The 14,117-nt window shown below is 36.6% G+C and carries 10 protein-coding genes; 9 read left to right on the top strand and 1 reads right to left on the bottom strand.

Annotated elements, in window-relative coordinates; all coding sequences use genetic code 11:
- Nucleotides 1-119: 119 nt before the first annotated feature.
- The 8 genes from gltB (at nt 120) to NST77_RS08450 (ending at nt 12,332) form a co-directional block, all read left to right on the top strand.
- Nucleotides 120-4,673 carry a glutamate synthase large subunit gene (gene gltB / locus NST77_RS08415; protein WP_341122895.1) on the top strand — a complete coding sequence of 1,518 codons (4,554 nt, stop codon included), beginning with the start codon at nt 120-122 and terminating at the stop codon, nt 4,671-4,673.
- 15 nt (nt 4,674-4,688) lie between these two features.
- Entirely contained in the window at nt 4,689-6,182 is a 1,494-nt protein-coding gene (gltD, locus tag NST77_RS08420; protein WP_095328785.1) for a glutamate synthase small subunit, read from the top strand.
- A gap of 342 nt (nt 6,183-6,524) precedes the next feature.
- A complete protein-coding gene (locus NST77_RS08425) occupies nt 6,525-7,070 on the top strand; it encodes an HD domain-containing protein (protein WP_095257302.1) in 546 nt (181 codons plus the stop codon).
- Between the two features lie 88 nt (nt 7,071-7,158).
- The gene (locus NST77_RS08430) at nt 7,159-9,345 is read left to right on the top strand and encodes an AAA domain-containing protein (RefSeq protein ID WP_095328786.1); all 2,187 of its coding nucleotides are present in this window, start codon (nt 7,159-7,161) and stop codon (nt 9,343-9,345) included.
- A gap of 125 nt (nt 9,346-9,470) precedes the next feature.
- Nucleotides 9,471-10,130: a peptidylprolyl isomerase gene (locus tag NST77_RS08435; RefSeq protein ID WP_047943442.1), complete on the top strand. Its 660-nt coding sequence runs from the start codon at nt 9,471-9,473 to the stop codon at nt 10,128-10,130.
- Nucleotides 10,131-10,213: 83 nt separating this feature from the next.
- Nucleotides 10,214-10,651: a peptidylprolyl isomerase gene (locus tag NST77_RS08440; protein ID WP_047943443.1), complete on the top strand. Its 438-nt coding sequence runs from the start codon at nt 10,214-10,216 to the stop codon at nt 10,649-10,651.
- Between the two features lie 60 nt (nt 10,652-10,711).
- Entirely contained in the window at nt 10,712-11,455 is a 744-nt protein-coding gene (locus NST77_RS08445; protein ID WP_095328787.1) for an SDR family NAD(P)-dependent oxidoreductase, read from the top strand.
- A gap of 103 nt (nt 11,456-11,558) precedes the next feature.
- Complete coding sequence (locus tag NST77_RS08450) at nt 11,559-12,332, top strand: TerC family protein (protein WP_095328788.1); 774 nt, start codon at nt 11,559-11,561, stop codon at nt 12,330-12,332.
- Between the two features lie 45 nt (nt 12,333-12,377).
- On the opposite strand, the gene NST77_RS08455 is transcribed toward NST77_RS08450, so the two are convergent.
- Entirely contained in the window at nt 12,378-12,896 is a 519-nt protein-coding gene (locus NST77_RS08455) for a ribonuclease H-like YkuK family protein (protein WP_095328819.1), read from the bottom strand.
- A 257-nt stretch (nt 12,897-13,153) separates the two neighbouring features.
- Here NST77_RS08455 and NST77_RS08460 point away from each other — a divergent pair, with 257 nt between their 5' ends.
- Nucleotides 13,154-14,053, top strand: a complete 900-nt coding sequence (locus NST77_RS08460; RefSeq protein WP_123257686.1) for a DUF4349 domain-containing protein — start codon at nt 13,154-13,156, stop codon at nt 14,051-14,053.
- The last annotated feature ends 64 nt before the right edge of the window (nt 14,054-14,117 follow it).

A 14,117-nucleotide genomic window follows, 5' to 3' on the forward strand; every position in this document is an offset into this window, starting at 1 on the left:
ATAATCTCTTTTTTAGATTAGTTCTATCTAAATGATATATTGTACATATGAATTTGTATAGTATAATTAAATTATCTGAATAAAAAAATTTGTTAGAAAATCTGACAGGGGTGGTTGAAATGACGTACAACCAAATGGAAAAGGCACAGGGCTTATATAGACCGGAATTTGAACATGATGCATGTGGAATCGGACTGTACGCTCATATAAAAGGGGAAGCGACGCATGACATTGTGAAAAAAGGTTTAAGTATGCTTTGTAAATTGGATCATCGCGGCGGCCAAGGGAGCGATCCTTTAACAGGAGACGGAGCTGGATTAATGGTTCAAATACCTGATACCTTTTTTCGAAAAGAACTTAAGGAATTCAATCTTCCCGAAAGCGGAAAATACGCAGTAGGAATGATCTTTTTTTCTAAAGATGATCCTCACAGAGAAATAATCGAAGCAAAAATTAACGAATATATTAAAGAAATGGGTCAAGAACTTATTGGCTGGAGAACTGTACCAACAGATTTCAGAAAAATCGGAAAAGTCGCACAAGAAAGTTGTCCGATTGTCCGCCAAGTATTCATTCAATCAAGCATAGAAAACAAAGATAAATTAGCTTTTGAGCGAAAATTATATATTATCCGTAAACTTGCTGAAAATTGGGGAAGAGCAGAAGAAAAAGAATTTTATTTCGCAAGTTTGTCATCTAGCACCATTGTTTATAAAGGACTTCTCACATCAGACCAAGTCGAAAGCTTTTATTTAGATGTGCAGGATCCGGCTTTTGTATCCGCGTTTGCTATTGTTCATTCCCGCTTTAGCACAAATACTTTTCCTAGCTGGGAAAGAGCACATCCAAACCGTTACTTAATTCATAACGGAGAAATTAATACTTTACGAGGAAATTTCAACTGGATGAAAGCAAGAGAGCAGCAATTTGTATCAGAAGTTTTTGGAGAGGATTTGCAAAAGGTACTGCCGATATTAGATGCAAATGGTAGTGATTCTTCTGTATTCGATAATGCACTTGAATTCTTTATCCTCTCTGGACGCACACCTGCCCATGCAGCTATGATGATGATCCCAGAGCCTTGGACTGAAAATCCCCATATTTCAAAGGCGAAAAGAGATTTTTATGAATATCATAGTAGCTTAATGGAACCATGGGATGGCCCTATGGCAATCACTTTTACGGACGGTAAACAAATCGGTGCTATATTGGATCGTAATGGTTTGCGTCCAGCAAGATATTATGTAACGAAAGATAATTATATTGTTTTTTCTTCAGAAGTGGGAGTTGTTCCAGTCGAAGAAGAGAATATTCTTTATAAAGAGCGTTTAAGTCCTGGGAAAATGCTATTAATTGATCTTGAAGAAGGTCGTATTGTTTCAGACGAAGAATTAAAAAATACCATTGCTTCGGCACATCCTTATGATGATTGGTTAGATGAAGTTATTCGACTAGAGGAGAATGTAGAAGAAAAAGCAGAAGACTTTACGGATTTACTTGCAAGGCAGAAAGCATTTGGCTATACGTATGAAGATGTCCAAAAAAATCTACTTCCAGTTGTTTTGGAGGGAAAAGACCCGATTGGATCGATGGGAAATGATACGCCGCTTGCTGTCTTGTCTAATAAGCCGCAATCTTTATTTAATTATTTTAAACAGCTATTTGCACAAGTAACTAATCCGCCAATTGATGCTATTCGGGAACACTTGGTTACATCTACTTTAACTTGGTTAGGTGCTGAAGGTGATTTGTTACATCCTGATGCAAGTAATTGTCATAGAATCCAATTGAAAACACCAATATTATCAAATAGTGATGTAGAACAATTACGATCTCATACATTTACTGAATTTACAGCCCGAACACTAGATAGTTTGTTTACAGATGATTTAGAAAGCAGTTTAAATCAGCTCATGCAAAAGGCAGAAGAAGCAATTGCACAAGGTGTGTCCTTGCTTATTCTTTCAGACCGTGCAATGAAACGAGAAGAAAAAGCGATTCCCGTTTTATTAGCTGTCAGTGCTTTACATCAGGATTTAATTAAAAAAGGTCTGCGGACGAAAGCAAGTATTATCGTAGAATCTGGTGAAGTAAGAGAGGTTCATCATTTTGCAAGTTTAATAGGCTTTGGAGCCGATGCAATTAATCCCTATTTAGTATACGCAACCTACAATCAAGCAATCAAAGATGGGATGCTGTCCCTTTCCTATGAAGAGGCGGTAACAAGATATAATACAGTCATTACAGAAGGTGTTGTAAAAGTAATGTCTAAAATGGGTATATCTACTGTCCAAAGCTACCGAGGAGCTCAAATTTTTGAAGCTGTCGGTATCGGCGAAGAAGTTATCGACCGTTATTTTACTGGTACTGTTTCACAGCTTGGCGGTATTGGATTAGATATAATTGCCGAAGAAGCAACGAAAAGACATGAATGGGGTTATCAAGATGGGATGGACGAAACATTAGATTCGGGGAGCGATTTTCAATGGAGAAAAGGCGGGGAACATCACGCTTTTAATCCGAAAACAATCCACACCTTACAATGGGCATGCCGCAAAGGAGATTATTCCTTATTTAAACAGTTTTCTGAGGCTGCAAATGAAGAAAGCATGAGTTTTTTACGAAATTTATTTGCGTTTGATTCAGCACGACAGCCTATCGATATGAAGGAAGTGGAATCAGTAGAATCTATCGTAAAACGATTTAAGACTGGTGCAATGTCCTTCGGTTCTTTAAGTAAAGAAGCACATGAAACATTAGCAATTGCCATGAATAGATTAGGTGCCAGCAGTAACAGTGGGGAAGGCGGAGAAGATCCTTCTCGATATATGATAGATGAAAATGGCGATAACAGAAGAAGTAATATTAAGCAGATAGCTTCTGGACGTTTTGGGGTTAAGAGCCATTATTTAATAAACGCAAAAGAATTGCAAATTAAAATGGCTCAAGGAGCAAAGCCCGGTGAAGGAGGTCAATTGCCAGGGAATAAAGTATATCCGTGGGTTGCTGAAGTTCGCGGTTCTACACCAGGCGTTGGATTAATTTCCCCACCCCCGCATCACGATATTTATTCTATCGAGGATTTAGCTCAGCTCATTCATGACCTGAAAAACGCCAATAGAGACGCACGTATTTCAGTAAAATTAGTTTCAAAAGGCGGAATTGGTACCATCGCTGCTGGTGTTGCAAAGGGTGCTGCCGATGTAATTGTTGTAAGTGGATACGATGGAGGTACAGGGGCTTCACCGAAAACAAGTATTAAACACACTGGGCTTCCGTGGGAATTAGGTTTAGCAGAAGCGCATCAAACGTTGATGCTAAATGGTTTACGAAATCGTGTTGTTTTAGAAACAGATGGTAAACTGATGACAGGAAAAGACGTAGTACTTGCAGCCCTTATGGGAGCCGAAGAATTCGGCTTTGCTACAGCACCACTTATTGTAATGGGATGTGTGATGATGCGAGCTTGTCATTTGGATACATGCCCAGTGGGGATCGCTACCCAAAATCCAGAATTACGCTATAAATTTGCTGGAGATCCAGATCATATTGTCCATTTCATGCGTTTTGTTGCAGAAGAAGTACGTGAACTAATGGCACAATTAGGATTCCGCACAATAGAAGAAATGGTTGGAAGAACAGATGTATTAAAGGTAAGTGAACAGGCGCAATCGCATTGGAAAGCAAAAGATTTAAACTTATCGAAACTATTGTATCAAGTCGATGGACCAAGAACATTCGAAACACCACAAAACCATAAAATTGATGAAAGTTTAGATATTCAAAAAATACTTCCAGCAGTTCAAAAAGCTATTGTCAATAAAGAAGCGCTCCACTTGCATTATACTATCCAAAATACTAATCGTGTAACAGGTACAATTGTTGGCAGTGAAGTATCAAAATTATATGGAGAGGAAGGACTTCCTGACAATACAATCAATTTACATTTCACAGGTTCAGCGGGTCAAAGCTTTGGTGCTTTTATTCCCAAAGGCATGAGCATGTACTTAACAGGTGATGCAAACGACTATATTGGCAAAGGGCTTTCTGGAGGAAGAATTGTGGCAAAGGCACCAGCAGACAATTCATTTATTGCGCAAGATAATGTTATTATCGGAAATGTTGCATTTTACGGTGCTACAAGTGGGGAAGCGTTTATTAACGGAAAAGCAGGAGAAAGATTTGCGGTTCGTAACAGTGGAGCGAGTGTTGTAGTAGAGGGTATCGGTGATCATGGCTTAGAATATATGACTGGCGGAGAAGTCATTATTTTAGGTGATGTCGGAAAAAACTTTGCTGCAGGTATGTCAGGTGGAGTTGCCTATGTTTTATCGAAAGACGCGGACAAATTTAAAGCAATGTGTAATAAAGAAATGATAATCTTTGAACAATTAGAAGAACAAGCAGAAATAGAGAGAATAAAAGGGCTTATTAAAAAGCACATTGAATTAACAGGTAGTTTAGCAGGTCAACAAGTACTTGCTAATTGGGATAAATACGTTCAACAGTTTGTCAAAGTTATTCCAAAAGATTACAAACGAATGATCGCCAACATTCAAAAGGGACTTGAAAATGGTTTATCGGAAGAAGATGCCGCAATGGAAGCTTTTGCGAATAATTCCAAACAAGACAAAAAAAAACAAGCAAATAAAATTAGCGTATTAGTGCAGTAGAAAGGAGAGAACAGAATGGGAAAAGCAACTGGATTTATCGAATATAATCGGGAGGAAGCGGAAGAAAGAAATCCGCTTTCCCGTCTAAAAGATTTCAAGAAATATTCTGCTCCTTTCTCTGATGATGTACTTCAAAGACAAGGGGCAAGATGTATGGACTGTGCAACACCATTCTGTCATATCGGGATGGAAATTGCGGGAAGTACATCCGGCTGTCCAATCCATAACTTAATCCCTGAATGGAACGATTTAGTTTATAGAGGAAGATGGAAAGAGGCATTAGATCGTTTATTGAAAACAAATAATTTCCCTGAATTCACTGGTAGTGCTTGTCCAGCTCCTTGTGAAGGTTCCTGTACTGTAGCGATTTCAGATCCTGCTGTGGCGATTAAAAATATCGAACGGACTATTATTGATAAAGGATTTGAACAGGGCTGGATCCAGCCGCGGATACCGGCAAAGAGAACAGGGAAAAAAGTAGCCGTTATTGGTTCAGGACCAGCAGGGCTAGCTAGTGCAGATCAGTTAAATCAAGCAGGGCATTCCGTAACTGTGTATGAACGTGCAGATAGACCAGGCGGATTATTAATGTATGGGATACCTAACATGAAAATTGAAAAAAAAGATGTGGAAAGAAGAGTGAAACTACTTACACAAGAAGGTATTGATTTTATTACTAATACAGAAGTAGGGAAAGATATAACAGCTTCAGAATTAAGAGAACAGTATGATGCTGTTATTCTATGTACTGGCGCGCAGAAACAAAGAGATTTAGTAATGGAAGGCAGAGATGCTGAAGGTGTGCATTTTGCCATGGACTATCTATCTGGTGTAACCAAAAGTTTACTAGATTCCAATTTTCAAGATAAAAACTTCATTGATGCTGCTGGAAAAGATGTGATCGTCATCGGTGGCGGCGATACAGGTGCAGATTGTGTAGCAACTGCATTACGTCAGAACTGTAAAAGTGTAGTTCAATTTGGGAAGCATCCAAAGCTTGGGATAATGCGTTCAAGTGAAAATATGTGGCCAGCAGCGCCTAATGTATTCACATTAGAATATGCTTACGAAGAAGCTGAACAAAAGTTTGGTGAAGATCCAAGACAATATGGTATTCAAACAAAAAGAATGGTAAAAGATAGCGACGGAAAGCTAAAAGAGCTTCATACTGTTTCGATGGAAAAAATAAAGCAAGCAGACGGAACGTTTATTTTCAGAGAAATTCCTGGTACGGAAAAAGTATGGCCAGCACAGTTAGTATTTATTGCAATCGGCTTTGAAGGTCCAGAACAACCAGTACTGAAACATTTTGGACTAGAAACAACAAGTCGTAAAGTTGCTGCGGTATATGGCGATTTCACAACGAATTTGGAAGGTGTATTTGCTGCTGGTGATGCACGCAGAGGGCAAAGCTTAATCGTATGGGCAATTAACGAAGGCAGAGAAGTTGCCAGAAAAGTTGATGAATACTTAATGGGAACCTCGATTTTACCCACTGTAAATGCATAAAACGAGAAAAAAGATGTGATTAATGAGATATCACATCTTTTTTCTATATCCGTTAATATCTAACCTATAAAATCTCTTTTACAAAGGAAGAAAATTTTACGCATTCAAAATATTAATAAAATTCCAAATAAACGCTTTCCTTAAAACAATTAATAATCAACTTATAATCTAAGCCATTTAGCTATTTCAAGTGTTTTTTATTATCATTTTACAAAAAATATAATATAATAGGAAAAATACTTTTTTAAACGGATTAATACGGGTAGGATAAAGCAAATAAAGTTTATCAGACACTCTCTCAATATCGAGTGTTATTGTATATAAAGAAAGGAAGTGTCGGAGATGAGAGACGTTAAACTTCTCGATATATATAATCATCATATTGCACAAAAATATATTACACGTTCAGGTTTAGCTCATGCTCTGGCAGTTGCTTATCATGCTTTTGAAATGGCAAAAGAATCAAATGTCGATGTCGATAATGCAGCTAAAGCCGGATTTTTACATGATATGGGACACTATACATGGTATAAAGATGGAAAATGGGATTATAAATTATATAGACAAAATGACATTCATCCAATAAAAGGGGCAGAAAGAGCACATAAATTATTAATCCGTTTAGGAGAAAATCCAATTAAAGCAAAAGAAATAGCTTTAGCCGTTCTTTTCCATACAGATAGTTTCATTCCTGGTGGTTCCGTGATTTTAACCCCCTTACAAAAAATTGTTAAACTAGCTGATGAAAAGGACGAGGAGCCTGGGGGACATCATCACTATCGTACGATAACAAAGGAACGGGCAATAAAGAGTTTAGAACGATTAGATGCAAAAATTGATGAATATATAGAACAACAAACGAAGAATAGCAAAGAACTAGAAGGATAGAACTGGATTTCCCTGTTTCTATTCTTCTTTTCTTTTAAATGCTATAATAGAAAAATCGACTTTTTTAGAAAAGGAATTAAAGGGGAAAATGACAAACATTATCACTACCATTAAACAATGGCAGCAAGCACTACAAATCGAGATCAATCATTTAAAAAAATACGGGCAATCGAAAGTTGCTTTATATAATGGAATTCTCCTAAACACAGAAAATGACTTTACGTATTATTTTGAAAGCATCAGCAATCTAAAGGTTCCAATTGGATCAAATGTAATGATCCACTGGGGAAGTCAGGCTGTAAGGGGGAGAGTATTGTCGGCAGATGGCAAGAGCCTTCTTATTATTTTGGAAAAGGAGATTGGGGAGGATGTCTCAGAAGCATATTTATCCCATGATCCTTGGGAGCTATTAGAACAGCTGCAAATCCGTTTTGATACTATTAAAAAAAATAAACGTAAGCTTAGTAGAATCGTTAAATTAATGCAACCTAGTGAAGAAACAAAGCACCCAAGTGAGCAACTGAAAAATCATGTTCATGAGCTCTCTTTAAGATGCAAATATAACCCCGTCTCCTTTGTGTGGGGGCCGCCTGGAACAGGCAAAACATATACATTAGCTAGAGTTGCTCTACAACGTTATTGGAAAGGTAAGAGGATTTTACTCTTAGCACAAAGTAACCAGGCTGTAGATGTTCTACTCACGGAAATAACGACGACGATTAAAGAAAAGGACCGATTTAAAATAGGGGATATCCTTCGCTATGGGGGAAATAGAAATAATGCATCACTTGAACAAGAAAAAATTACAACAAGTTCCTTATTAGATAAAAAGGATATGGATCTTGCCAAGCAAAAACAGTATTTTTTTGAAGAAAAACTAAAACTTAAACAAGACCTTTCTTATTCGTTTACAACAAGAGATTCTGCTCAGTTATTAGAGATGGAAGAGAAATTAGCAAATGTGATGGAAAAAATCAGAAAAAGGGAACTGCAATTTGTACAAAAAGCAAAAATTGTTGGCACGACAATAGTAAAAGCTGCCACAGATCCAGCCATCTATGAAGATGAATACGATTTAGTAATAGTAGATGAGGCGAGCATGGCATATATTCCACAAGTCGCTTTTTCTGCATCACTAGCAAAAAGAATCATTATTTGTGGAGATTTTAAACAGTTACCTCCTATCGCAACTAGCCGTCATGCTTTAGTAGATAAATGGTTAAGAGAAGACGTATTCCACGCGACAGGCGTTGCCAAAACGGTTCATAGTTCATCGCTTCATCCTCAGCTTTTGTTATTAAACGAACAAAGAAGGATGCATCCAAGCATCTCTCAATTTACCAATAAATATATCTATCATTCCCTTGTAGGAGATCATAAGAGGGTGGAAAGAAACAGAAAAGCAATCGCAGAAAAACTACCTTTCCAAGGAGATGCCAATATTTTATTAGATTCAAGTCAATTTGGCGCATATGCCACCTTTGAGAGAGCTTCGAAGTCCCGTATGAATTATATCCATCTATTATTAGCTCTGCAAGTTATAAATGAGGCTTTAAGTGAAAAAGGAACAACGAGTATCGGCTATGTTACTCCATATCGAGCGCAGGCAGAAATAATGGAAGCAATGGCAGCAGAATTTTTCCCGGAAGCCATCATGGAAAAACGACTAATTGTGGCTACAGTTCATCGTTTTCAAGGAAGCGAAAGAGATATAATCATCTTTGATAGTGTAGAAGGACAGGCATTTTTAAAGCCTGGAATGCTTTTAACTGGTAAAGAAAGCGGTCGGTTAATAAATGTGGCGATCAGCAGGGCAAAAGGAAAATTTATTCATATAGCAAACAGGAACTATATAAAAACAAAAATAGATAGGAAGAAAACGATCCGACAGCTTGTCAATCATCAAGAAAGTTTTAATAAAGTGGTAACCAACCAACAAATTGGCGAGTGGATTCAAAAGAAGAATCCTAAGCTATTTTGGACGCACGCACAAAGAGTAGAATTACTAGAAAAAGATATCAAACGATCCAACCATACAATAATAGCCTCTTTTCCAAAACAGAACGAGATATTAAAACAACAATGGAAACAGCTTCTTAATAGAGGGAGTATAGGTTCAGCTCCTGGTATACCGTTTCCTTTCATTATTATTGATGAAAAAGTTATTTGGTTTGGTTTGCCGTCCGAATTAGTGAATGGCAGTACTCCACCGTCACTAGCAGTGCGTATACATTCTCCTTATTTAGCTAGTTATCTATTAAAATATATATCATGAGCAAAAAGCATTATCCGAAGATTTGGGATAATGCTCTTTCTTTAGCTATTATCAGTTATTCATTGTACAAATAAAAACGTTTTCGTTAAAATAGGAAAGAATCCATACAGAGGAGATGATGTTATTTGAGTAGAAAACAAAGAGGTGGTATAGTATTTTTCTTGAGTTTAGTCCTTCTTTTACTACTGTCAGGCTGTGGCACAACGAAAAGTGAGCCATCAAAAGAAGAAAATACAACACAAGCAAAAGTGATTTCACCAGACGACTATCCTATTGTAACGATTACGATGGAAGATAATTCGACCATTACATTAGAACTTTATCCTGATAAAGCCCCTAATACAGTCAATAATTTCGTTTCATTAGTGAATAAAGGTTTTTATGATGGATTAATTTTTCATCGGATTATTCCTGATTTTATGATCCAAGGCGGCGATCCCAATGGGAATGGAACAGGCGGGCCAGGCTATTCGATTAAAGGAGAATTTTCAGAGAATGGGTTTGAAAATGACTTAAAGCATGAAAGAGGCGTAATTAGCATGGCAAGGTCTCAACTGCCTGATTCTGCTGGGTCACAATTCTTCATTATGGTTGCAGACGCCCCTCATTTGGATGGAGAATACGCCCCGTTCGGGAAAGTGATAGAAGGCATGGATGTCGTCGATAAAATAGTCTCTTCAAAAAGAGATAAGAATGACAAACCAGTAGAAGAGATAAAAATGAAACAAGTTACTGTAGATACAAAAGGTATCGATTATGAAGAACCAAAGAAAATAAAAGAATAATGGATAAAAGGAACGTAATATTTTCTTTCTTTCCGAAAAGATGATATGATAAAAGCTGATTTTGAAATAAGGAGATGTTGATCATGGCAACTAAAGGATACATATTAATGCAAAATGGTGAAAAAATTGAATTCGAATTATATCCAAACGAAGCTCCTGGAACAGTAGCTAACTTTGTGGAACTTATTAAAAAAGGTTTCTATAATGGTTTAACATTCCACCGTGTAATTCCTGGTTTCGTCAGCCAAGGCGGCGACCCAAATGGAAATGGAACAGGAGGACCTGGATACACAATCAAATGTGAAACAGAAGGAAACCCTCACAAACATGTGGAAGGAGCTCTTTCTATGGCACACGCTGGCCGTGATACAGGCGGAAGCCAATTCTTTATCGTACATGAGCCACAACCGCATTTAGATGGTGTTCATACAGTATTTGGACAAGTTACGTCCGGTATTGCTGCTGTAAAAGCAATGAAAAATGGCGATGTTATGGAAAAAGTGGAAATCACTGAAGAATAAATACAACAAGGCAGGCTGAGAAATTGGCTTGCTTTTTTATATGAATGGTTGGTGATTAGAATGTACAAAGATAAAGTTGTCATTGTAACTGGGGCTAGTAATGGTATTGGCAAAGCAATTGCAAAAGCTTATTTGCAAGAAGATGCCTATGTTATCCTAGCTGATATAGATGAAGAGCAAGGAAAACATGTACTTGATTCTATAGAGCAAAAAGAGAGAGCAATTTTTATAAAAACCGATGTTCGAAACGAAGCAGATATCATTCAAATGGTTGAGACAACACAAGCGAAATTTGGAAAGATTGATATCTTAATTAATAACGCCGGTAAAGGCATTTTTAAATCATTTTACGATTTAACGATAGAAGAATGGGATGATGTGATAAATACGAATCTCCGCAGCGTGTTTCTTTGTTCAAGAGAAGTCGCAAAAATCATGCGAACTCAAGGCGCAAAAGGGTCGATTATTAACATGTCATCTAGCAGAGCCTATATGTCGGAACCTAATACAGAAAGCTATAGTGCTAGCAAAGGTGGAATTATGGCTATTACTCATGCTTTGGCAAATAGTTTAGCTGATGCACATATAACAGTTAACAGCATATCACCAGGCTGGATCGAAACGAAAGATTATGAAAATCTGCGAGAAAGCGATCATGAACAGCATCTATCACAAAGAGTAGGTAAACCTGAGGATATTGCGAGAGCATGTCTTTTCCTCACAAATCCGCAAAATGATTTTATTACAGGAACGAATCTTATGGTAGACGGTGGTATGACAGTAAAAATGATTTATGAAGAATAATAGAAGGTATTTTTTCTTCTTTCCTTTATTACAGTTGCTATCTGAAAATGATAGGAGTATAATAGCTTCCATATGATTACATATAATAATGGAGGCTCATTAAGTGGACGTTTTACATCAAATATTATCAACCTATGCTTCATTTTTTGATTGGAAGATGTGGGCAGAAGTATTAACAGATCCAGTATCATGGGGATTAATCGGATCGTTAGTCATTTTAGAAGGCTTATTATCAGCAGATAATGCGCTCGTATTAGCAGTAATGGTAAAACATTTACCGCCAGATAAACAAAAAAAAGCATTGACATATGGTTTATTCGGAGCCTATTTTTTCCGTTTCTTCTTTATTGGAATTGGTGTTTACTTAATCCATTTTACCTGGATAAAAGTAATTGGAGCAGCATACTTAGCATGGATTGTAATTAAGCATTTCTGGCTTGGTGAGGAAGATGAAGATGCCTCAGCGATGAAGAAAGACAGTTGGACAATAAGATTGTTCGGCGTATTCTGGGCAACTGTTATCTCCGTAGAATTAATGGATTTAGCCTTTTCGGTTGACAGCATATTAGCATCTTTGGCTGTTTCAAATGAAATCTGGATTCTACTGATTGGTGGAATGCTCGGTATTTTAATGATGAGAACTGTTGCCAAATTATTCTTAGTTCTCATTGAAAAAGTTCCAGAATTAGAGAATACCGCCTTTGTATTAATTGGGATAATCGCGGTAAAGATGTTTGCTAGCATTTTTGGATATGAATTAGATCACTATGTATTTTTTGGGATTCTAATTGCTGCGTTTATTATCACATTTATCATTCATTTTATTAACAAAAATAAAAAGGTTTCTGAAGAAGTTGCTTCTTCAAAAGAAAAATAAATGTATTTTGCCTGTTCCGTTTGTGGACAGGTTTTTTTTATTTAATTATTTCGTATACTTATTAGCATAGGATGAAGCAACAAATGAATCAGGCTTAATTTTTGGTTCGATACCTATTGACTCCATTCTTGCTACCATTTCATTGACAAATTCTCTTGTTTTATTTCTTCTGCCTGCTCCAATATCTATATGTCCCTCTATCGAGAAAGTTGCTCCTTGATAAACAAAGGGGAGGACAACATCAATTAGTTGGTTTTTCCTATCCTCTGTGAACAGACTAACTACCTCTTCTGTAAGTGTTGTCTCATAGGAGATTTTCTCATGAAGTCTTAGAATCTTCCTTGGTATGATCACTTTTCTAATACATGCCCAAGCACCTTTTCCTTTATTCATAATGACTATTCCTGTAATAAACTTCGTATGTGTGGAATGCACTTGTGAATCTGTACCAATCATTAATTGATAATTTCCCGAAGGACTTCTAGACATAAAAGCAAGGATACGCTGAAAAACGATATCAAAGGTCATATTTTTCTCTTGTAAGTTTTGAAAAGTCATTTCCATATGCCTGTCTAACTCCACAAAGAATCCCTCCGTATAAACGTTATTTCCACCACTTTTATAACATTGTATGATAATCAAATGGATTTATCCCTGTAACTAAATTTGTATTATCGTATACAAAGAATACTGAATTGGTGTAAAAAATGGTCTTTATTTAGATGAACATAATAATGAGTTTTATAATAAAAAATGGAATTAAACTGAAACTTAATTTCTTCTTATCCGTCTAATCATTAACAAAACGCAGGAGGAAAAAAATGAAAAAATTTCTAATTATATTTAATTGGTCGTTATTATTTCTATTATTATTAACTGGATGCTCACAAAATTCCGAAGATAAAGCAGCTGATAGCAGAGATTATGAAAAGGCTGATTCCAATGTCATCGATGCCCAGAATGAAATAGGAGAACTACCCGCAACAGATAGTAAAACGGTAAAAGAAAATAACGGTCAAGCAATTAGTAATAATGACCGATTAGTTATTTATAATGGGAATCTATCCTTAAAGGTGAAAGACTATCACAACGTAGAGAAGCATATCCAATCAAAAGCAGCAGAGCTAGGCGGGTATATAGTGGAATCATCCATTCATGATAGTGGTACTGATTATATAAACGGAACTATTATCGTAAAAATACCTCAAAAGCATTTCCAAACTTACCTAAACGATATCGAAAAGAAAAGTATAAAGGTTACAGAGAAGAGTATCACCGGCAACGATGTGACTGAAGAATATGTGGATTTGCAATCACGGCTAAAAGCTAAGGAAGCAGTGGAAAAAAGGCTACTAGCTTTAATGGAACAAGCAGAAAAAACAGAAGACCTTCTTAAAATTTCAAATGATCTTGCAACTGTGCAGGCAGAAAAAGAACAAATATTAGGTAGAATGAAATACTTAAAAAATAACGTAGACTATTCGACTGTCACGATCCAACTGGAAGAAGAGTTAGTAAAAGTGGGTTCTATTCAAGATAAAGAGTCTTTAAATACATGGGAAAAAGCAAAAAGTCAATTCGTGAGCACGATTAACGGGTTAATTTCCTTCCTTTCAAGTGTCATCGTGATGATTGTTGGATTATCACCAATTTTAATTCCTGTTGTAGTTATTGTAATAGCTTGGATTATATATAGAAAAAAGAAAAACAGGTCAGAGTAATTTTATCGTGGCTATGCTATAATGGAATTAAATTCCTCCAGTGGGAGTTTAATCTATTAATATC

This window comes from Niallia sp. FSL W8-0177 (genome assembly GCF_038006285.1).
Taxonomy (GTDB): domain Bacteria; phylum Bacillota; class Bacilli; order Bacillales; family Cytobacillaceae; genus Niallia; species Niallia circulans_A.

Coding starts and splice junctions, on each gene's coding strand:
- NST77_RS08440 (WP_047943443.1), top strand. CDS start 10,214: ATGGCAACTAAAGGATACATATTAATGCAAAATGGTGAAAAAATTGAA.
- NST77_RS08445 (WP_095328787.1), top strand. CDS start 10,712: ATGTACAAAGATAAAGTTGTCATTGTAACTGGGGCTAGTAATGGTATT.
- NST77_RS08460 (WP_123257686.1), top strand. CDS start 13,154: ATGAAAAAATTTCTAATTATATTTAATTGGTCGTTATTATTTCTATTA.
- gltB (WP_341122895.1), top strand. CDS start 120: ATGACGTACAACCAAATGGAAAAGGCACAGGGCTTATATAGACCGGAA.
- NST77_RS08455 (WP_095328819.1), bottom strand. CDS start 12,896: ATGGAAATGACTTTTCAAAACTTACAAGAGAAAAATATGACCTTTGAT.
- NST77_RS08430 (WP_095328786.1), top strand. CDS start 7,159: ATGACAAACATTATCACTACCATTAAACAATGGCAGCAAGCACTACAA.
- NST77_RS08425 (WP_095257302.1), top strand. CDS start 6,525: ATGAGAGACGTTAAACTTCTCGATATATATAATCATCATATTGCACAA.
- gltD (WP_095328785.1), top strand. CDS start 4,689: ATGGGAAAAGCAACTGGATTTATCGAATATAATCGGGAGGAAGCGGAA.